Raw genomic sequence first — 20,811 nt, 5'->3', positions numbered from 1 at the left:
TGTGCCTTCGGAACCGCCCCCTCCCCGAGGCCTTCCGGCACCTGCCCAGAGTCGCCCCGTTCGCACCGCTCCGTCAAGATTGCATCGCCTGCTGTGGATAACTTCCGGTACGCAAGGGGAAGCGGCACACGTGCCCCGGCGTGCGTGTCGGCCCTGCTCAGCAGCCCCGTGCGCCCCCGCGCCACCACCCCGGATCTGCCCAAGACCGCGTCGGCACCCGTAACGTTGGCACGGCCACGGTCTCGTGGAGCACCTGCGCAGACGAAAGTGAGGCAGCACCCGATGCCCCCCTTCGATGTCCCCGAGGGCGATCCCTTCGGCCCGCACAACCTGCCGTACGGCGTGTTCTCGCCCCCCGGCTCGTCGGAGCGGACCGTGGGAGTCCGGCTGGGCGACCATGTCCTCGACGCCGGCGCGGCGGCCCACGCCCTCGGCTCCCCGTACGCCTCCCTGCTCGCCCGCCCGACGCTCAACCCGCTGCTGGCGGCGGGCCGCACGGCATGGTCGGACGTGCGCAGGGCGATCACGGCCTGGGTGACCGTCCCGGCCCACCGGGAGACGGTCGAGCCGCTGTTCCACCCGCTGTCCGAGGTCACCCTGCACCTGCCGTTCGAGGTCGCGGACTATGTGGACTTCTACGCCTCGGAGAACCACGCCCGGAACGTCGGCAGGATGTTCCGCCCCGACGCGCCGGACTCGCTGACGCCCAACTGGAAGCACCTGCCGATCGGCTATCACGGCCGCTCGGGCACGGTCGTGGTGTCCGGCACCGACGTGGTCCGCCCCGCTGGCCAGCGCAAGGCGCCGACCGACCCCGCGCCGGTGTTCGGCCCGTCCGTCCGGCTGGACATCGAGGCCGAGGTCGGCTTCGTCGTCGGCGTGCCCTCCGAGATGGGCCGTCCGGTGCCGCTCGGCGCCTTCCGCGACCACGTCTTCGGGCTGTGCCTGCTCAACGACTGGTCCGCGCGGGACATCCAGGCCTGGGAGTACGTCCCGCTCGGCCCGTTCCTCGGCAAGTCCTTCGCCACCTCGGTGTCGGCCTGGATCACCCCGCTGGACGCCCTGGACGCGGCGCGGGTGGCGCCGCCGGAGCGCACCCACGAGCTGCTGCCCTACCTGGACGACTCGGACGAGGAGCCGGGCGGCTACGACCTGCGGATGTCCGTCAGCATCAACGGCCATGTCGTCGCCGAGCCTCCCTTCTCCACCATGTACTGGACGGCCGCCCAGCAGCTCGCCCACATGACCGTCAACGGCGCCTCGCTGCGCACCGGCGACCTCTACGGCTCCGGCACGGTGAGCGGTCCCACCGAGCGGGAGCGCGGCTCCTTGCTGGAGCTCACCTGGAACGGCCGTGACCCGCTGGAGCTGCCCGACGGCAAGCGGACCTTCCTGGAGGACGGCGACGTGGTCACGCTGTCCGCCTGGGCGCCCGGCCCGGACGGGGTCCGGGTGGGCCTCGGCGAGGTCACCGGCCGGATCGTCCCCGGGAGCTGACCGGCGGGCCGGCCGGCGGGCGGCGACCCGAGCGGGCGTTCGCCGTCGCCGGACCCCGCCCGGCTCGCGGCCGGCCACTCCCGTCACGGGGATCGCCGCCGACCCCTGCCTCACACCGCCCGGCGCCGTCATACTGGGCGTCGGGCGGTGTGCCGCGTCCGTACGTCCGGCACCGCCGCCCGCCCCCACGCGCGAGCCGTGCCCCCCGCCACGGCTTGCCAGCCCGCACGACCCGAAGCCGCCCTTCCGACGAGATCCGGAGCCCGTGGCATGACCGTCTGCCTGCTCCTGCTGAGCGTGGTCGCCCTGACGGCCGCCGTGCCCGTCCCCCGTGTGCTGACCCGGGCGAAGTGGCCGGAACGGGAGCCGGTGGTGGCCCTGTGGGTGTGGCAGTGCCTGGTCGCCACCGTGCTGCTGTGCTGCGTGACCGCGCTGGCGCTGGGGGCCGCCGCCGTCTTCGGCACCGTCCGCGCCCAGCTGTTCGCCCCGGCGCCGCCCGCGGTGACCGCTGCCTACGATCTGTCCGCCGCCTCGCCCTGGGCGACCGTGCTGACCGTGCTGCTGGCGGCCGGGGCGGCCTGGACCACCGCGATGCTCGGGCGGGAGCTGGTCGAGGCCCGCCGGCGCCGCGCCCGGGAGCGGGCGCATCTTCGGGAACGCGCCCCCGACCTGCCGGCCGGTCTGCCCGCCGCCCGCGGCCCGCTGCTGGTGCTGGAGGACGAATACCCGGACGCCTGGTGGATGCCGGGCCACCCGCCGCAGCTGATCGTCACCACCGGCGCACTGCACCGCCTCACCGACCACCAGCTGGACGCGGTCCTCACCCACGAGCGGGGCCACGCCCGCGCCCACCACGACTGGCTGCTGCACCTGTCCACCGCACTGGCCACCGGTTTCCCCCGCATCCCGCTGTTCGCGCACTTCTGCGACCAGACCCACCGCCTGGTCGAACTGGCCGCCGACGACACCGCCTCACGCCGCTGCGGCCACCTCACCACGGCCCTGGCGCTCATCGAGCTCAACCAGCACCGCGGCGTGCTGTCCTGCGCCTCCAGTCACCGCCTGCTCGGCGAGCGCGTCGACCGCCTGCTGGAGCCGCCGCCCCGGCTCGACCGCCGCCGGCGCGCGCTGACGACGACCGCGGCGTCCCTGGTCCCGCTGCTGCCCCTGCTGATCACCTTCGCCCCGGGCCTGACGGCCCTGCCCTGACGGGCCCCCGACCGGCGCACCCCGCCCGGCCCGGGCTGGGCTGTGCCGGACTGGTCACCAGTCGAGCTCGGGCTCCGGCTCCTCCTCCCCAGCGGGCCACATCCCGGCGTCCTCCGCCGCCGGGTCCGCCGCCCTGCCGGATCCTCCGGGGCCGCCCGTTGCATCGCCGGATGCCCCGGACAGGTCCCCACCTGGCGTCCCTGCCGTCCCTGGCGTCCTGGCCGCCCCGTCCTCACCAGCCGACGGACCGCCCAGCCCTTCCAGCACCGCCAGCACGCCCTCCCCATACGTCGCCAGCTTCTTCTCGCCCACCCCGCTGATGCCGCCCAGCTCCCGCACGGACGTGGGCCACACCGTGACGATCTCCCGGAGCGTGGCGTCGTGGAAGATCACATACGCGGGGACACCCTGCTCCCGGGCCTGCTCCGCCCGCCAGGCGCGCAGCGCCTCGAAGGCCGGGACCAGCGACTCGGGCAGCTCCGCCACCGCGGCCTTCGCCTTGCGCTCGCCCCGCGCGGAACCCGACGCTCCCGCTTTCGACCGCGAGGCGGCCGGCTTCTTCGGGTCCCTGCGCAACGGCACCTTCCGGTCGCCGCGCAGCACCGCCCCGCTGGCCTCGGTCAGCACCAGCGTGCCGTACTCCCCCTCGACCGCGAGCAGCCCCTGGGCCAGCAACTGCCGCACCACACCGCGCCACTCCGCCTCGCCGAGCTCCTGCCCGATACCGAACACGGACAGCTGGTCGTGGTCGAACTGGATCACCTTGGCCGTGCGCCGGCCCAGCAGGATGTCGGTGATCTGCACCGCGCCGAACTTCTGCCCGCGCTCCCGGTGCAGCCGCACCACCGTGGACAGCACCTTCTGCGCCGCCACCGTGCCGTCCCAGGTCTCCGGCGGGTCGAGGCAGGTGTCGCAGTTGCCGCAGGACGGCGAGTCGGGGTCCTGGCCGAAGTAGGCGAGCAGCTGAGCGCGCCGGCACTGGACGGTCTCGCACAGCGCGAGCATCGCGTCCAGGTGCTGGTTGGCCCGGCGCCGGAAGGCCTCGTCGCCCTCGCCGAGCTGGATCAGCTTGCGCTGCTGTATGACGTCGTTGAGGCCGTAGGCCATCCAGGCCGTGGAGGGCAGCCCGTCGCGGCCCGCGCGCCCGGTCTCCTGGTAGTAGCCCTCGACGGACTTGGGCAGGTCGAGGTGGGCGACGAACCGGACGTCGGGCTTGTCGATGCCCATGCCGAACGCGATGGTCGCGACCACGACCAGCCCGTCCTCCCGCAGGAACCGCGCCTGGTGCTCGGCGCGCGTGGCCGCGTCCAGCCCCGCATGGTAGGGCACCGCCTCGATGCCGTTGCGGGTGAGGAACTCGGCCGTCTTCTCCACCGAGTTGCGCGACAGGCAGTACACGATGCCCGCGTCGCCCGCGTGCTCCTCGCGCAGGAAGCTCAGCAGCTGCTTCTTCGGGTCCGCCTTGGGCACGATCCGGTACTGGATGTTGGGCCGGTCGAAGCTCGCCACGAAGTGCCGGGCGCCCTCGAGACCGAGCCGCTCGGTGATCTCCCGGTGGGTGGCCCGGGTGGCCGTCGCCGTGAGCGCGATCCGGGGCACGTCCGGCCACCGCTCGCCGAGCACGGACAGCATCAGGTAGTCGGGCCGGAAGTCGTGGCCCCACTGCGAGACACAGTGCGCCTCGTCGATGGCGAACAGCGAGATCTTCCCGCGCGAGAGCAGCTCCAGCGTGGCGTCGAGCCGCAGCCGCTCCGGGGCCAGGTACAGCAGGTCCAGCTCGCCGGCCAGGAACTCCGCCTCCACCACGCGCCGCTCGTCGAAGTCCTGCGTGGAGTTGATGAAACCGGCCCGCACGCCCAGCGCCCGCAGCGCGGTCACCTGGTCCTGCATGAGGGCGATCAGCGGGGAGACGACGACACCCGTGCCCGGCCTGACCAGGGCGGGGATCTGGTAGCACAGCGACTTGCCGGCCCCGGTGGGCATCAGGACGACCGCGTCGCCCCCGGCCACCACATGCTCGACGACGGCCTCCTGCTCACCGCGGAAGGCCTCGTACCCGAAGACCCGGTGCAACGCCTGCAGCGCCTCACTCCGCGCCACTGCCGTCTCCACCGTCTCTGCCATCCCGGCGACACCGCCCGTCCCACCCATCGTCTCGTCCCCCGTACGTCGTCCCTCGACCACGCCGTCCACGATAGGCGTCCGCGACGACAGACCCCGGAGTTATCCACAGGTCCCCGCCCGCGGCGCCCCGGCGTCCCCCACTCGTGCATCACCTGCCTCCCCCGTTCCCCGAACGGCCAGTGACGCACCGAAGCCCGCCCTCCCGCAGGAGGACGGGCCCCGGTCACTGCACCACCCGGATGCCGGTCAGCGCACGAACACCCCCGCGTCTCCGGCGAGGTCGAGGAAGTACTGGGGCGCCACGCCCAGTACCACCGTCACCGCGACGCCGACCGCGATGGCCGTCATGGTCAGCGGGGAGGGGACCGCCACCGTCGGGCCCTCGGGCCTCGGTTCGCTGAAGAACATCAGGACGATCACGCGGATGTAGAAGAACGCCGCGATCGCCGAGGAGATCACACCGATCACGACGAGCGGGACCGCGCCGCCCTCGGCCGCCGCCTTGAACACCGCGAACTTGCCGGCGAAGCCGGAGGTCAGCGGGATGCCGGCGAAGGCCAGCAGGAAGACGGCGAACACCGCAGCGGTGAGCGGGGAGCGGCGTCCGAGGCCCGCCCAGCGGGACAGGTGGGTCGCCTCGCCGCCCGCGTCGCGCACCAGGGTGACCACCGCGAAGGCGCCGACGGTCACGAAGGAGTAGGCGGCCAGGTAGAAGAGGACCGAGGAGATGCCCGCCGGGTTGGCGGCGATCACACCGGCGAGGATGAAGCCGGCGTGGGCGATCGAGGAGTAGGCCAGCAGGCGCTTGATGTCGGTCTGGGTGATGGCGACGATCGCACCGGCGAGCATGGTGACGATCGCCACCGCCCACATCACCGGCCGCCAGTCCCAGCGCAGGCCCGGCAGGACGACGTAGAGGACGCGCAGCAGCGCGCCGAACGCCGCGACCTTGGTGGCCGCCGCCATGAAGCCGGTCACCGGTGTCGGGGCGCCCTGGTAGACGTCCGGGGTCCACATGTGGAACGGGACGGCGCCGACCTTGAACAGCAGGCCCATCACCAGCAGCGCGGCGCCGACCAGCAGCAGCGCGTCGTTGCCCATGGTGCCGGCGAGCGCCGGGGTGACGTCCTGCACGGTGCCGTCGACGACCTGCGCGATCGTGCCGTACGACATGGAGCCCGCGTAGCCGTAGAGCAGGGCGATGCCGAACAGGGTGAAGGCGGAGGCGAAGGCGCCGAGGAGGAAGTACTTCACGGCCGCTTCCTGCGACATCAGCCGCTTGCGGCGGGCCAGCGCGCACAGCAGGTACAGCGGCAGGGAGAAGACCTCCAGCGCCACGAAGAGCGTCAGCAGGTCGTTGGCCGCAGGGAAGATCAGCATGCCGGCGACCGCGAAGAGCAGCAGCGGGAACACCTCGGTGGTGGTGAACCCGGCCTTGACCGCCCGCTTCTCGGCGTCGCTGCCCGGCACGGCTCCGGCCTGGGCGGCGAAGGAGTCGACCCGGTTGCCGTGGGCCATGGGGTCGAGCCGCCGCTCGGCGAAGGTGAACAAGGCGACCAGGGCGGTCAGCAGGATCGTGCCCTGCAGGAACAGGGCCGGTCCGTCGACGGCGAGGGCACCCATCGCCGCGATGCCGGCCTTGGTCGTGGCGTATCCGTCGGCCGCGAGCGCCACCACCGCGGCGAACGCGGCGGCCAGCGCCACGGTGGCGACGAACATCTGGGCGTAGTAACGGGACTTGCGGGGGACGGCGGCCTCGATCAGCACCCCGACGACCGCCGCGCCGACGACGATCAGCGTGGGCGCGAGCTGCCCGTACTCGATCTTCGGTGCGTCGATCTTCGAGATCGGATCGGCCGCGGTGGCCGCCGTTGTCCACAGGCTGTGGACGGCTGTTGCGCTCACTTGGCCGCCTCCACCTCGGGCTGGGGGTCCTTCTGTTCGACGTCGGACATGGTCTGCTTCACCGCCGGGTTCACGATGTCCGTGACGGGCTTCGGGTAGACGCCCAGGAAGATCAGCAGCACCACCAGCGGCGCCACCACCGCGATCTCCCGCACCCTGAGGTCGGGCATCTTCGCGACCTCGGGCCTGACCGGGCCGGTCATCGTCCGCTGGTAGAGGACGAGGGTGTAGAGCGCGGCGAGGACGATGCCGAAGGTGGCCATGATGCCGATCACCGGGTACCGCGTGAAGGTGCCGACCAGGACCAGGAACTCACTGACGAACGGGGCGAGCCCCGGCAGGGAGAGGGTGGCCAGGCCGCCGATCAGGAAGGTGCCGGCGAGCACCGGGGCGACCTTCTGCACCCCGCCGTAGTCGGCGATGAGCCGCGAGCCGCGCCGGGAGATCAGGAAGCCGGCGATCAGCATCAGCACGGCCGTGGAGATGCCGTGGTTGACCATGTACAGCGTCGCCCCGGACTGGCCCTGGCTGGTCATCGCGAAGATGCCCATGATGATGAAGCCGAAGTGCGAGATCGACGCGTACGCGATCAGCCGCTTGATGTCGCGCTGGCCGACGGCGAGCAGCGCGCCGTAGATGATGCTGACCAGCGCCAGCACCAGGATCACCGGCGTCGCCCACTTGCTGGCCTCCGGGAAGAGCTGGAGGCAGAAGCGGAGCATCGCGAAGGTGCCCACCTTGTCGACGACCGCCGTGATGAGCACGGCGACCGGGGCGGTGGACTCCTGCATGGCATTGGGCAGCCAGGTGTGCAGCGGCCACAGCGGCGCCTTCACCGCGAAGGCGAAGAAGAAGCCGAGGAACAGCCAGCGTTCGGTGCTGGTGGCCATGGTGAATTCGCCGCTCGCCCGGGCCTCGGCGATCTCGGTGAGGGAGAAGCTCCCCGCGACCACGTAGAGACCGATCACCGCGGCCAGCATGATCAGACCGCCGGCCAGGTTGTACAGGAGGAACTTCACCGCGGCGTAGGAGCGCTGGGTGGCCGCCTTCTCCTCGCCGTGCTCGTGGGCCCGGTCCCCGAAGCCGCCGATGAGGAAGTACATCGGGATCAGCATGGCTTCGAAGAAGATGTAGAAGAGGAAGACGTCGGTGGCCTCGAAGGAGAGGATCACCATCGCCTCGACGGCCAGGATCAGCGCGAAGAAGCCCTGGGTGGGCCGCCAGCGCCTGCTGCCCGTCTCCAGCGGGTCGGCGTCGTGCCAGCCCGCCAGGACGATGAACGGGATCAGCAGCGCGGTCAGCGCGATCAGCGCCACCGCGATGCCGTCCACGCCCAGTTCGTAGCGGACGCCGAAGTCGGCGATCCAGGAGTGGGACTCGGTGAGCTGGTAGCGCGCGCCGCCCGGGTCGAACCGCACCGCGACGACGATCGCGAGCACCAGGGTGGCGAGCGAGAAGAGCAGCGCGAGCCATTTGGCGGCGGTGCGCCGGGCGGCCGGCACGGCGGCCGTGGCGATCGCCCCGACGGCCGGGAGCGCCGCTGTCGCTGTCAGCAGAGGAAAGGACATCGGTATCAGACCGCCCTCATCAGCAGGGTCGCGGCGACCAGGACCGCCGCGCCGCCGAACATGGAGACCGCGTAGGACCGCGCGAAGCCGTTCTGCAGCCTGCGCATCCGTCCGGACAGGCCGCCCATCGCGGCCGCCGTGCCGTTGACGACGCCGTCGACCAGGGTGTGGTCGACGTAGACCAGCGAGCGGGTGAGGTGTTCGCCGCCACGCACCAGGACCACGTGGTTGAAGTCGTCCTGGAGGAGGTCGCGGCGGGCGGCCCGGGTGAGCAGCGAACCGCGCGGGGCGACGGCCGGGACCGGGCGGCGCCCGTACTGGCCCCAGGCGATGGCCACGCCGAGGACCATGACGGCGACCGTGGAGAGCGTCAGCGTCAGGGCGCTGACCGGCGGGTGGCCGTGCTCGAACCCGGTGACGGGCTCCAGCCAGTTCACGAAGCGGTCGCCGATGCTGAAGAACGCACCGCCGAACACGGAGCCGACCGCCAGCACGATCATCGGGATCGTCATGACGCCGGGCGACTCGTGCGGGTGCGGCGGCTCGTATGTGCCGCCGGTCTGCGCGGCGGGCTCCACGTCGGGCGAGGCCGGCGACGGCGTCGGGGCGTTGCGCCAGCGCTCCTCGCCGAAGAAGGTCATCAGCATCACGCGCGTCATGTAGTAGGCGGTGATGGCCGCGCCGAGCAGGGCGCAGGCGCCGAGGATCCAGCCCTCGGTGCCGCCCTTGGCGAACGCCGACTCGATGATCTTGTCCTTGGAGAAGAAGCCGGACAGGCCCGGGAAGCCGATGATCGCCAGGTAGCCGAGGCCGAAGGTGATGAAGGTGATCGGCATGTACGTGCGCAGTCCGCCGTAGCGGCGCATGTCGACCTCGTCGTTCATCCCGTGCATCACGGAGCCTGCGCCGAGGAAGAGCCCGGCCTTGAAGAAGCCGTGCGTCACCAGGTGCATGATCGCGAAGGCGTAGCCGATGGGGCCGAGGCCCGCGGCGAGCACCATGTAGCCGATCTGGGACATGGTGGATCCGGCGAGCGCCTTCTTGATGTCGTCCTTGGCGCAACCGACGATCGCACCGAAGAGCAGCGTGACCGCGCCGACGATGGTGACGACGAGCTGGGCGTCCGGCGCTCCGTCGAAGACGGCCCCGGAGCGGACGATCAGGTAGACGCCCGCGGTCACCATGGTCGCGGCGTGGATCAGGGCCGAGACCGGGGTCGGGCCCTCCATGGCGTCACCGAGCCAGGACTGCAGCGGCACCTGGGCGGACTTGCCGCAGGCCGCGAGCAGCAGCATCAGCGCGATCGCAGTCAGCTTGTCCTCACCGGCGGCCGCCGCGAGGCCTTCCTCCCCGTGGCCGCCGAGCACCGGCCCGAAGGCGAAGGTGCCGAACCACAGGAACATCAGCATGATCGCGATGGACAGACCCATGTCGCCGACCCGGTTGACCAGGAAGGCCTTCTTCGCGGCCGTGGCGGCGCTGGGCTTGTGCTGCCAGAAGCCGATCAGCAGGTAGGAGGCGAGACCGACGCCCTCCCAGCCGACGTACAGCAGCAGGTAGTTGTCGGCGAGGACGAGCAGCAGCATCGCCGCGAGGAACAGGTTCAGATAGCCGAAGAAGCGGCGGCGCCGCTCGTCGTGCTCCATGTACCCGACGGAGTACAGGTGGATCAGCGAGCCGACGCCGGTGATCAGCAGGACGAACGTCATCGACAGCTGGTCGAGCTGGAAGGCGACGTCGGCCTGGAAGCCCTCCACCGGGATCCAGCTGAACAGATGCTGGGTGAGGGTGCGTTCCTCGGCGCCCTTGCCCAGCATGTCGGTGAACAGCACGACGCCGAGGACGAAGGAGACGGCCGCGAGCAGCGTGCCGATCCAGTGGCCGACGGCGTCCAGCCGGCGTCCGCCGCACAGCAGGACCGCCGCTCCGAGCAGAGGCGCCGCCACCAGCAGCGCAATCAAGTTCTCTGCGTTTGTCACGTTTCAGCCCCTTACAGCTTCATCAGGCTGGCGTCGTCGACCGAGGCCGAGTGGCGGGTACGGAACAGGGACACGATGATCGCCAGCCCGACCACGACCTCCGCGGCGGCGACGACCATCGTGAAGAAGGCGATGATCTGGCCGTCGAGGTTGCCGTGCATCCGGGAGAAGGCGACGAACGCGAGGTTGCAGGCGTTGAGCATCAGCTCGATGCACATGAACACCACGATCGCGTTGCGCCTGATCAGCACGCCGGTGGCGCCGATGGTGAACAGCAGGGCGGCGAGATAGAGGTAGTTGACCGGGTTCACTTGGACGCCTCCTCGGACCGCTTGAACGCCTTCAGCGGCTCGATGGCCGTGCGCTCCAGGCGCTCCTCGGCGCGCTGCTCCAGCGCCCGCAGGTCGTTGAGCGCCTCCTGCGACACGTCACGGATCTGGCCGCGCTCGCGGAGCGTCTTGCTGACGGTGAGATCGGACGGGGTGCCGTCGGGCAGCAGGCCCGCGATGTCCACCGCGTTGTGCCGCGCGTACACGCCGGGCGCGGGCAGCGGCGGGATGTACGTGCCCTCGCGGATCCGCTTCCGGGACAGTTCGCGCTGGGTCCTGGCGCGCTCGGTGCGCTCCCGGTGGGTGAGCAGCATGGCCCCGACGGTGGCCGTGATCAGCAGCGCACCGGTGATCTCGAAGGCGAAGACGTACCTGGTGAACAGCAGGCTTGCGATGCCCTCGACATTGCCGCCGGCGTTCGCCTGGCCGATGCCGTTGAACTCCGTGAGGGCGGCGTTGCCGATGCCGGCCATCAGCAGGATGCCGAAGCCGAGCCCGCACAGCAGGGCCAGCCAGCGCTGGCCCTTGATGGTCTCCTTCAGGGAGTCCGCCGCGGTGACACCGACCAGCATCACCACGAACAGGAACAGCATCATGATCGCGCCGGTGTAGACGATGATCTGGACGACGCCGAGGAAGTAGGCGCCGTTGGCGAGGTAGAACACCGCCAGAACGATCATGGTGGCGGCGAGGCAGAGCGCGCTGTGCACGGCCCGCTTCATGAAGACGGTGCACAGGGCGCCGATCACCGCGACGGTGCCGAGGATCCAGAACTGGACGGCCTCTCCGGTGGACGTGGTGTACGCGGCGAGCTGCTCGGTCATCGCCCGATCACCTTCTCGGACGCGGGCTCGGTCGGGCCGAAGGTGGAGTCGGCCTCCTGCACCACCTCGCCCTTGGAGTGGGGGACCTGGCGCTCGGTGCCGGGGGCGGCCTCGGTCACCAGGCCCTTGTAGTAGTCCTGTTCGTCGGTGCCCGGGTACATGGCGTGCGGGGGCTCGACCATGCCCTCCTCCAGGCCGGCGAGCAGTTGCTCCTTGGTGTAGATGAGGTCGGCCCGGCTGGAGTCGGCCAGCTCGAACTCGTTGGTCATGGTCAGCGCCCGGGTCGGGCAGGCCTCGATGCACAGCCCGCACAGGATGCAGCGGGCGTAGTTGATCTGGTAGACGCGGCCGTACCGCTCGCCGGGCGAGTAGCGCTCCTCGTCGGTGTTGTCCGCGCCCTCGACGTAGATCGCGTCGGCGGGGCAGGCCCAGGCGCACAGCTCGCAGCCGACGCACTTCTCCAGGCCGTCCGGATGGCGGTTGAGCTGGTGCCGTCCGTGGAAGCGCGGAGCGGTGGTCTTCTGCTGCTCCGGGTACTGCTCGGTGAGCCGCTTCTTGAACATGGCCTTGAAGGTCACGCCGAAGCCGGCCACCGGATTCAGGAAACCGGGCTTGGTCTCCTTGGGCTCCTCAGCCATCGGACGCCTCCTTTCCATCCGTAGATCCACCCAGAGGTCCGTCACTCTGAGTATCGGGCCCACCACTGACAATCAGCTCCCGCTCCCGGCGCGGGCGGCGCCGGGGCACCGGCGGCAACTCCTGTCCGGGCAGCGGCGGTACCGGGAAGCCGCCGGCCATCGGGTCGAACTCGGCCGGGGCCTTGGCGGGCGGCGCCTGCTTGGCCTTCCTCGCGCGGAACATGTCGGCGACGAAGGAGAGCAGCAGCAGGCCGAGCACGGCGGCGCCGATGTAGAGGGCGATGTCGGCGAAGTCGTAGTTCTCGTTCCTGAGGGCCCGCACGGTGGCGACGAGCATCAGCCACACCAGGGAGACCGGGATGAGGACCTTCCAGCCGAGCTTCATCAACTGGTCGTAGCGGACTCGCGGGAGCGTGCCGCGCAGCCAGACGAAGAAGAACAGCAGCAGCTGCAGCTTCAGCACGAACCACAGCATCGGCCACCAGCCGTGGTTGGCGCCCTCCCAGAAGGTGCTGACCGGCCAGGGTGCCCGCCAGCCGCCCAGGAAGAGCGTGACGGCCACGGCCGAGACGGTCACCATGTTGACGTACTCGGCGAGCATGAACATCGCGAACTTGATCGACGAGTACTCGGTGTTGAAGCCGCCCACCAGGTCGCCCTCGGACTCGGGCATGTCGAAGGGTGCGCGGTTGGTCTCACCGACCATGGTCACGATGTAGATGATGAAGGAGACCGGCAGCAGCACCACGAACCAGCGGTCGGTCTGCTGCTCGACGATCGCCGAGGTCGACATCGACCCCGAGTAGAGGAACACCGAGGCGAACGCGGCGCCCATGGCGATCTCGTAGGAGATCATCTGCGCGCAGGAGCGCAGTCCGCCCAGCAGCGGGTAGGTGGAGCCCGAGCTCCAGCCGGCCAGCACGATGCCGTAGATGCCGACCGAGGCGACCGCGAGGATGTACAGCATCGCGATCGGCAGGTCGGTCAGCTGCATCGTGGTGCGGTGGCCGAAGACCGAGATCTCGTTGCCGGCCGGGCCGAACGGGATGACCGCGAACGCCATGAAGGCGGGGATGGCGGCGACGATCGGCGCGAGGACGTAGACCGCCTTGTCCGCGCGCTTGACGACGACGTCCTCCTTGAGCATCAGCTTCACGCCGTCGGCGAGCGACTGGAGCATGCCCCAGGGGCCGTGCCGGTTGGGTCCGATGCGCAGCTGCATCCAGGCGACGACCTTGCGCTCCATCACGATGGAGATCAGCACCGTCACCATCAGGAAGGCGAAGCAGAACACCGCCTTGAGGGCGATGAGCCACCACGGGTCGCGGCCGAACATCGACAGGTCCTCGGCGGCGACGTACGTGCTGACGGCGGCGACGTTCGCGCTCATGCCTCCACCTCCTCGGTGGCCTCACCGGCGGGCGTCGCCGGACCGATGCGGACGAGGGAGCCGGGGCGTGCCCCCGTGTCGGAGGCGACACCGCCGCCGGCGGAGTTCAGCGGGAGCCACACCACGCGGTCGGGCATCTCGGTGACGGCGAGCGGCAGCTGCACGGTGCCGGCGGTGCCGGTCACCGCGAGCAGGTCGCCGTCCTTGACGCCGATCTCGGCGGCCGTGGCGGCCGACAGCCGGGCGGGGGCGGCGTGCCGGGTGCCGGCGAGCGCCTCGTCGCCCTGCTGCAGGACGCCCTGGTCGAGCAGCATCCGGTGCCCGGCGAGCACCGCCTCCCCGGCGGCGGGCCGGGGCAGCGCGCCCGCGGTCTCCAGCGGTTCGGTGGCCCGGGGGCCGTCCCAGGCGCCGAGCCGGGTCAGTTCGGCGCGGATGGTGCGCAGGTCCGGCAGGCCCAGGTGGACGTCCATGGCGTCGGCAAGCATCTGCAGCACCCGCGCGTCGGTGGGCTGGAGCCGGCGGGTCATGTGGTCGGGCTTGAGCGCCGCCTCGAACGGCCGGGCGCGGCCCTCCCAGTTGAGGAAGGTGCCGGCCTTCTCGGCGACGGCCGCGACCGGCAGGACGACGTCGGCGAGTTCGGTGACCTCGCTGGGCCGCAGCTCCAGGGAGACCACGAACCCGGCCTCGGCCAGCGCCGTCCGGGCGCGGGCCGGGTCGGGCAGGTCGGCCACCTCGACACCGGCGACCAGCAGCGCCTGCAGTTCGCCGCTGACGGCGGCCTCGACGATCTGGCCGGTGTCCCGGCCGTAGCGCTGGGGCAGTTCGGCGACGCCCCAGATCGCGGCGACCTCCTCGCGGGCCCGCGGGTCCGTCGCGGGGCGGCCGCCGGGCAGCAGCGACGGCAGCGCGCCCGCCTCGATCGCGCCCCGCTCGCCCGCCCGGCGCGGGATCCACACCAGCCGGGCGCCGGTGGCGGTGGCGGCACGCACGGCGGCGGTCAGGCCGCCGGCCACTCCGGCGAGGCGTTCGCCGACGACGACCACCGCGCCCTCGGCGCGCAGCGCCTCGGCGGCCGCGGCCCCGTCACCCTCCAGGCCGACACCGGCGGCGAGCGCGTCCAGCCACTCGGTCTCGGTGCCGGGCGCGGCGGGCAGCAGCGTGCCGCCGGCCTTGGTCAGGCCGGGAGTGGCGTGGGTGGCCAGCGCGAAGGTGCGCTGCCCGCGCTTGCGCCAGGCCTTGCGCAGCCGCAGGAAGACGCCGGGCGCCTCCTCCTCGGACTCGAACCCGACGAGCAGCACCGCGGGCGCCTTCTCCAGCGCGGTGTAGGTGACGCCGGTGCCGTCCAGGTCACGTCCGCGGCCGGCGACCCGCGCGGCGAGGAAGTCGGACTCCTCACTGCTGTGGACGCGGGCCCGGAAGTCGATGTCGTTGGTGCCGAGCGCCACCCGGGCGAACTTGCTGTAGGCGTAGGCGTCCTCGACGGTGAGCCGGCCGCCGGTGAGCACGCCGGTGCGGCCCCGGGAGGCCAGCAGCCCCTGGGCGGCGATCTGCAGGGCCTCCGGCCAGGAGGCGGGCTGCAGCTCGCCCTCCGCGTTGCGCACCAGCGGGGTGTCGAGCCGGTCCCGCTGCTGTGCGTAGCGGAACGCGAAGCGCCCCTTGTCGCAGATCCACTCCTCGTTGACCTCGGGGTCCTCGGCCGCCAGGCGCCGCATGACCTTGCCGCGCCGGTGGTCGGTGCGCATCGCGCAGCCGCCGGCGCAGTGCTCGCACACCGACGGCGAGGAGACCAGGTCGAAGGGGCGGGAGCGGAACCGGTAGGCGGCCGAGGTGAGCGCGCCGACCGGGCAGATCTGGATGGTGTTGCCGGAGAAGTACGACTCGAACGGTTCGCCCTCGCCGATGCCGACCTGCTGCAGCGCGCCCCGCTCGATCAGCTCGATCATCGGGTCGCCCGCGATCTGGTTGGAGAAGCGGGTGCAGCGCGCGCACAGCACGCACCGCTCGCGGTCCAGCAGCACCTGCGTGGAGATCGGCACCGGCTTCTCGTAGGTGCGCTTCTTGCCCTCGAAGCGGGACTCGGCGTTGCCGTGCGACATCGCCTGGTTCTGCAGCGGGCACTCGCCGCCCTTGTCGCAGACGGGGCAGTCCAGCGGGTGGTTGATGAGCAGCAGCTCCATCACACCCTTCTGCGCCTTCTCCGCGACCGGCGAGGTCAGATGGGTCTTGACGACCATCCCGTCGGTGCAGGTGATGGTGCAGGAGGTCATCGGCTTGCGCTGGCCCTCGACCTCGACGATGCACTGGCGGCAGGCGCCGGCCGGGTCGAGCAGCGGGTGGTCGCAGAACCGGGGGATCTCGATGCCGAGCTGTTCGGCGGCCCGGATGACCAGGGTGCCCTTGGGCACGCTGATCTCGATGCCGTCGATGGTCAGGGTCACGAGGTCCTCGGGCGGCAGTGCCGCCTCGCCTCCTCCGGAGGGAGCGCTCGTGGTCACAGTCATGCGTTCACCTCCGTACGGTGGTCGGCCCAGGCCGTGGACCTGGCCGGGTCGAAGGGGCAGCCGCGGCCCGTGATGTGCTGCTCGTACTCCTCGCGGAAGTACTTCAGCGAGGAGAAGATCGGCGAGGCGGCGCCGTCGCCGAGGGCGCAGAAGGACTTGCCGTTGATGTTGTCGGCGATGTCGTTCAGCTTGTCGAGGTCGGACATCTTGCCCTTGCCGGCCTCGATGTCGCGCATCAGCTGGACCAGCCAGTAGGTGCCCTCGCGGCAGGGGGTGCACTTGCCGCAGGACTCGTGGGCGTAGAACTCGGTCCAGCGGGTGACGGCGCGGACCACGCAGGTGGTCTCGTCGAAGCACTGCAGGGCCTTGGTGCCGAGCATGGAGCCCGCGGCGCCGACCCCTTCGTAGTCGAGGGGGACGTCGAGGTGCTCGTCGGTGAGCAGCGGCGTGGAGGAGCCGCCCGGGGTCCAGAACTTCAGCCGGTGCCCGGGCCGCATGCCGCCGCTCATCTCCAGCAGCTGGCGCAGGGTGATGCCGAGCGGGGCCTCGTACTGGCCGGGGTTGGCGACGTGGCCGGAGAGCGAGTACAGCGTGAAGCCGGGGGACTTCTCGCTGCCCATCGACCGGAACCACTCCTTGCCCCGGTTCAGGATGGCGGGAACCGAGGCGATCGATTCGACGTTGTTCACCACAGTGGGGCAGGCGTAGAGGCCGGCCACGGCCGGGAAGGGGGGACGCAGCCGGGGCTGTCCGCGGCGGCCCTCCAGCGAGTCCAGCAGCGCGGTCTCCTCACCGCAGATGTACGCGCCGGCGCCCGCGTGCACGGTGAGCTCGAGGTCGAGTCCGCTGCCGAGGATGTTCTTGCCGAGGTAGCCCGCCTCGTAGGCCTCGCGCACCGCGGCGTGCAGCCGCCGCAGCACGGGGACGACCTCACCGCGCAGGTAGATGAAGGCATGGGAGGACCTGATGGCGTAGCAGGCGATGACGATGCCCTCGATCAGGCTGTGCGGGTTGGCGAACAGCAGCGGGATGTCCTTGCAGGTCCCGGGCTCGGACTCGTCGGCGTTGACCACCAGGTAGTGCGGCTTGCCGTCGCCCTGCGGGATGAACTGCCACTTCATCCCGGTGGGGAAGCCGGCGCCGCCGCGGCCGCGCAGTCCGGAGTCCTTGACGTAGGCGATGACGTCGTCCGGGGACATGGCCAGCGCCTTGCGGAGCCCCTCGTAGCCCTCGTGCCTCTTGTACACGTCCAGCGTCCAGGACCTGTCCTCGTCCCAGAAGGCCGACAGCACGGGTGCGAGCAGCTTCTCCGGGCTGGTGTCCTTCAGTTCGGGTGCCAAGGTCATCACTCCCCCTCCTCGGCGGCGGGCCCGGCCGGGTGGTCCGGGTCGGAGGCCGACGTCTGCTGCGGCGCGTCGTGCGAGCTGAGGTGCTCGGTGGGCGACGGCTCGTGCGGCGGCGCGTCGTCGGGGGCCGCGCCGCGCGGGTGCACCACGCGCGCGGGGGCGGCCTCGCCCTTGGCCAGCTTCAGGCCGACGAGGGAGGCGGGGCCCGCGCTGCCGGAGGCCTCGACGGCTCCCTCCCGCTCGTCGGGGAAGCCGGCCAGCATGCGCGCGGTCTGCTTGAAGGTGCACAGCGGGGCGCCGCGGGTGGGCGTGACGGTGCGGCCGGCGCGCAGGTCGTCCACGAGGCGCTTGGCGCTCTCGGGGGTCTGGTTGTCGAAGAACTCCCAGTTGACCATCACCACCGGCGCGTAGTCGCAGGCGGCGTTGCACTCGATGTGCTCGAGGGTGACCTTGCCGTCCTCGGTGGTCTCGCCGTTGCCGACCCCGAGGTGCTCCTGCAGCTCCTCGAAGATCGCGTCGCCGCCCATGACGGCGCACAGCGTGTTGGTGCACACCCCGACCTGGTAGTCGCCGCTGGGCTTGCGCCGGTACATGGTGTAGAAGGTGGCGACCGCGGTGACCTCGGCCGAGGTCAGGCCGAGCATGTCCGCGCAGAACTGGATCCCGGTGCGCGTGACATGACCCTCCTCCGACTGCACCAGGTGCAGCAGCGGCAGGAGGGCGGACCGGGAGCCCGGGTAGCGGGAGATGATCTCGCGCGCGTCGGTCTCCAGCCGGGCCCGGACGTCGTCCGGGTAGGGGGGTGCGGGCAGTTCGGGCATGCCCAGGCTGACGCCCCGCTCGGAAGAAGAGGTGGTCACCGGTCGACGCCTCCCATCACGGGGTCGATGGACGCGACGGCGACGATGACGTCGGCGACCTGGCCGCCCTCGCACATCGCCGCCATGGCCTGCAGGTTGGTGAAGGACGGGTCACGGAAGTGGACCCGGTAGGGGCGGGTGCCGCCGTCGGAGACGACGTGCACGCCGAGTTCGCCCTTGGGCGACTCGACCGCCGCGTAGGCCTGTCCCGGCGGAACCCGGAAGCCCTCCGTGACCAGCTTGAAGTGGTGGATCAGGGCCTCCATGGAGGTGCCCATGATCTTCTTGATGTGGTCGAGGGAGTTGCCCAGTCCGTCCGGGCCCAGGGCGAGCTGGGCGGGCCAGGCGATCTTCTTGTCGGCGACCATGACCGGTCCCGGCTCCAGCCGGTCCAGGCACTGCTCGATGATCCGCAGCGACTGGCGCATCTCCTCCAGCCGGATCAGGAAGCGGCCGTAGGCGTCGCAGGTGTCGGCGGTCGGGATGTCGAATTCGTAGGTCTCGTAGCCGCAGTAGGGCTGGGCCTTGCGCAGGTCGTGCGGCAGGCCGGTGGAGCGCAGGATCGGGCCGGTGGCGCCGAGGGCCATGCAGCCCGCCAGGTCCAGGTAGCCGATGTCCTGCATGCGGGCCTTGAAGATGGGGTTCCCGGTGGCGAGCTTGTCGTACTCCGGGAGGTTCTTCTTCATCTTCTTCACGAACTCGCGGATCTGGTCCACCGCGCCGGGCGGCAGGTCCCCGGCGAGTCCGCCGGGGCGGATGTAGGCGTGGTTCATCCGCAGGCCGGTGATCAGTTCGTAGATGTCGAGAATGTGTTCACGATCACGGAAGCCGTAGATCATGATCGTGGTGGCGCCGAGCTCCATTCCGCCGGTGGCGATGGCCACCAGGTGCGAGGAGATGCGGTTGAGCTCCATCAGCAGGACCCGGATGACCGTGGCGCGGTCGGGCACCTGGTCCTCGATGCCGAGCAGCTTCTCGACCGCGAGGCAGTACGCCGTCTCGTTGAAGAACGGCGTCAGGTAGTCCATGCGCGTCACGAACGTGGTGCCCTGGGTCCACGTCCGGTACTCGAGGTTCTTCTCGATGCCGGTGTGGAGGTAGCCGATGCCGCAGCGGGCCTCGGTGACCGTCTCGCCGTCGATCTCCAGGATCAGGCGGAGCACCCCGTGGGTGGAGGGGTGCTGCGGGCCCATGTTGACGACGATGCGCTCGTCGTCGGTGCGGGCCGCGCTCTGGACGACCTCGTCCCAGTCGCCGCCGGTGACGGTGTAGACGGTGCCTTCCGTGGTCTCGCGCGCCGAAGCGGCGGACGCGGCGGATGTGTTCGACGTGCTCACGAGTACGACCTCCGCTGGTCCGGAGCCGGGATCTGGGCGCCCTTGTACTCGACGGGGATGCCGCCGAGGGGGTAGTCCTTGCGCTGCGGAAAGCCCTGCCAGTCGTCCGGCATCATGATCCGCGTCAGGGCCGGGTGACCGTCGAAGACGATGCCGAAGAAGTCGTACGTCTCGCGCTCGTGCCAGTCGTTCGTCGGATACACGGAGACCAGCGACGGGATGTGCGGGTCGCTGTCGGGGCAGCTGACCTCCAGGCGGATCACCCGGTTGTGGGTGATCGAGCGCAGGTGGTAGACGGCGTGCAGCTCGCGGCCCTTGTCACCGGGGTAGTGCACTCCGCTCACGCCGGTGCACAGCTCGAAGCGGAGCGCCGGGTCGTCGCGCAGGGTGCGGGCGACGCGGACCAGGTGCTCGCGCTCGATGTGGAAGGTGATCTCGCCGCGGTCGACGACCGTCTTCTCGATGGCGTTCTCCGGGAGCAGCCCCTGCTCCTCCAGCGCGCCCTCGAGTTCGTCGGCGACCTCGTCGAACCATCCGCCGTAGGGGCGGTTCGCCGGTCCCGGGAGCCGGACCGAGCGGACCAGGCCGCCGTAGCCGGAGGTGTCGCCGCCGTTGCTGGCGCCGAACATCCCGCGCTGGACGCGGATCTCCTCGCCGCCCTCGCCGCGCCGGCCGGGCAGGTTCTCGGCGGAGAGCTCCTTCTCGGGGTTCACCCCGTTCGCGTCCTTGGGTGCGTCGTCGCTCATCACAGCAGCCCCTTCATCTCGATCGTGGGCAGGGCCTTGAGCGCCGCCTCCTCCGCCTCACGGGCCGCTTCCTCCGCGTTGACGCCGAGCTTGGAGGTGCGGATCTTGTCGTGGAGCTTGAGGATGGCGTCCAGCAGCATCTCCGGCCGGGGCGGACAGCCGGGCAGATAGATGTCGACGGGGACGATGTGGTCGACGCCCTGGACGATCGCGTAGTTGTTGAACATGCCGCCCGAGGAGGCGCAGACCCCCATGGAGATCACCCACTTGGGGTTCGGCATCTGGTCGTAGACCTGCCGCAGCACCGGCGCCATCTTCTGGCTCACCCGGCCGGCGACGATCATCAGGTCCGCCTGGCGCGGCGAGCCGCGGAAGACCTCCATGCCGAAGCGCGCCAGGTCGTAGCGGCCGGCGCCGGTGGTCATCATCTCGATGGCGCAGCAGGCGAGTCCGAATGTGGCGGGGAAGACGGACGACTTGCGCACCCACCCCGCGGCCTGCTCGACGGTGGTCAGCAGGAAGCCGCTCGGCAGCTTTTCTTCGAGTCCCATGTCCTAA

Annotated in this window: 16 protein-coding genes; 2 read left to right on the top strand and 14 right to left on the bottom strand. The window is 71.0% G+C overall.

All coding sequences use genetic code 11. The features are described from left to right. The first annotated feature begins 282 nt into the window (after positions 1-282). Complete coding sequence (gene fahA, locus ABD198_RS05600) at positions 283-1,497, top strand: fumarylacetoacetase (RefSeq protein ID WP_343998232.1); 1,215 nt, start codon at positions 283-285, stop codon at positions 1,495-1,497. Between the two features lie 270 nt (positions 1,498-1,767). After that, positions 1,768-2,706 carry a M56 family metallopeptidase gene (locus tag ABD198_RS05595; protein WP_343998231.1) on the top strand — a complete coding sequence of 313 codons (939 nt, stop codon included), beginning with the start codon at positions 1,768-1,770 and terminating at the stop codon, positions 2,704-2,706. A gap of 54 nt (positions 2,707-2,760) precedes the next feature. Here ABD198_RS05595 and recQ read toward each other — a convergent pair whose 3' ends face one another. The 14 genes from recQ to ABD198_RS05525 form a co-directional block, all read right to left on the bottom strand. After that, positions 2,761-4,857 (bottom strand): DNA helicase RecQ, encoded by a 2,097-nt coding sequence (recQ, locus tag ABD198_RS05590; protein WP_343998251.1) that lies wholly within the window; start codon positions 4,855-4,857, stop codon positions 2,761-2,763. 219 nt (positions 4,858-5,076) lie between these two features. Further along, positions 5,077-6,735, bottom strand: coding sequence for an NADH-quinone oxidoreductase subunit NuoN (gene nuoN, locus ABD198_RS05585; protein WP_343998230.1), 1,659 nt, complete (start codon positions 6,733-6,735; stop codon positions 5,077-5,079). Continuing rightward, complete coding sequence (locus ABD198_RS05580) at positions 6,732-8,303, bottom strand: NADH-quinone oxidoreductase subunit M (RefSeq protein WP_343998229.1); 1,572 nt, start codon at positions 8,301-8,303, stop codon at positions 6,732-6,734. The genes nuoN and ABD198_RS05580 overlap by 4 nt, the downstream gene beginning before the upstream one ends. A 5-nt stretch (positions 8,304-8,308) precedes the next feature. Then, positions 8,309-10,282 carry an NADH-quinone oxidoreductase subunit L gene (nuoL, locus tag ABD198_RS05575; protein WP_343998228.1) on the bottom strand — a complete coding sequence of 658 codons (1,974 nt, stop codon included), beginning with the start codon at positions 10,280-10,282 and terminating at the stop codon, positions 8,309-8,311. Between the two features lie 11 nt (positions 10,283-10,293). Then, on the bottom strand, positions 10,294-10,593 hold the full coding sequence (gene nuoK / locus ABD198_RS05570) for an NADH-quinone oxidoreductase subunit NuoK (protein ID WP_028420845.1): 300 nt from the start codon (positions 10,591-10,593) through the stop codon (positions 10,294-10,296). Next, positions 10,590-11,435, bottom strand: a complete 846-nt coding sequence (locus tag ABD198_RS05565) for an NADH-quinone oxidoreductase subunit J (protein ID WP_343998227.1) — start codon at positions 11,433-11,435, stop codon at positions 10,590-10,592. The genes nuoK and ABD198_RS05565 overlap by 4 nt, the downstream gene beginning before the upstream one ends. After that, positions 11,432-12,073, bottom strand: coding sequence for an NADH-quinone oxidoreductase subunit NuoI (nuoI, locus tag ABD198_RS05560; RefSeq protein WP_343998226.1), 642 nt, complete (start codon positions 12,071-12,073; stop codon positions 11,432-11,434). Before nuoI ends, ABD198_RS05565 begins: the two co-directional genes overlap by 4 nt. Further along, a complete protein-coding gene (gene nuoH / locus ABD198_RS05555; RefSeq protein ID WP_343998225.1) occupies positions 12,066-13,463 on the bottom strand; it encodes an NADH-quinone oxidoreductase subunit NuoH in 1,398 nt (465 codons plus the stop codon). Before nuoH ends, nuoI begins: the two co-directional genes overlap by 8 nt. After that, positions 13,460-15,964 (bottom strand): NADH-quinone oxidoreductase subunit G, encoded by a 2,505-nt coding sequence (locus ABD198_RS05550; RefSeq protein ID WP_343998224.1) that lies wholly within the window; start codon positions 15,962-15,964, stop codon positions 13,460-13,462. The genes nuoH and ABD198_RS05550 overlap by 4 nt, the downstream gene beginning before the upstream one ends. Next, positions 15,961-17,310, bottom strand: coding sequence for an NADH-quinone oxidoreductase subunit NuoF (gene nuoF / locus ABD198_RS05545; protein WP_425580425.1), 1,350 nt, complete (start codon positions 17,308-17,310; stop codon positions 15,961-15,963). Before nuoF ends, ABD198_RS05550 begins: the two co-directional genes overlap by 4 nt. Further along, positions 17,310-18,170: an NADH-quinone oxidoreductase subunit NuoE gene (nuoE, locus tag ABD198_RS05540; RefSeq protein WP_343998222.1), complete on the bottom strand. Its 861-nt coding sequence runs from the start codon at positions 18,168-18,170 to the stop codon at positions 17,310-17,312. Before nuoE ends, nuoF begins: the two co-directional genes overlap by 1 nt. Further along, positions 18,167-19,507, bottom strand: a complete 1,341-nt coding sequence (locus tag ABD198_RS05535) for an NADH-quinone oxidoreductase subunit D (protein WP_343998221.1) — start codon at positions 19,505-19,507, stop codon at positions 18,167-18,169. Before ABD198_RS05535 ends, nuoE begins: the two co-directional genes overlap by 4 nt. Further along, positions 19,504-20,253, bottom strand: coding sequence for an NADH-quinone oxidoreductase subunit C (locus ABD198_RS05530; protein ID WP_343998220.1), 750 nt, complete (start codon positions 20,251-20,253; stop codon positions 19,504-19,506). The genes ABD198_RS05535 and ABD198_RS05530 overlap by 4 nt, the downstream gene beginning before the upstream one ends. Further along, positions 20,253-20,804 carry a NuoB/complex I 20 kDa subunit family protein gene (locus ABD198_RS05525; RefSeq protein WP_343998219.1) on the bottom strand — a complete coding sequence of 184 codons (552 nt, stop codon included), beginning with the start codon at positions 20,802-20,804 and terminating at the stop codon, positions 20,253-20,255. The genes ABD198_RS05530 and ABD198_RS05525 overlap by 1 nt, the downstream gene beginning before the upstream one ends. Between the last annotated feature and the right edge of the window lie 7 nt (positions 20,805-20,811).

The organism is Streptomyces thermocarboxydovorans, from assembly GCF_039524635.1.
Classification (GTDB): Bacteria; Actinomycetota; Actinomycetes; order Streptomycetales; family Streptomycetaceae; genus Streptomyces; species Streptomyces thermocarboxydovorans.
Note: the sequence above shows the minus strand (reverse complement) of the source record. Positions and strands in the feature narration are given on the sequence as shown.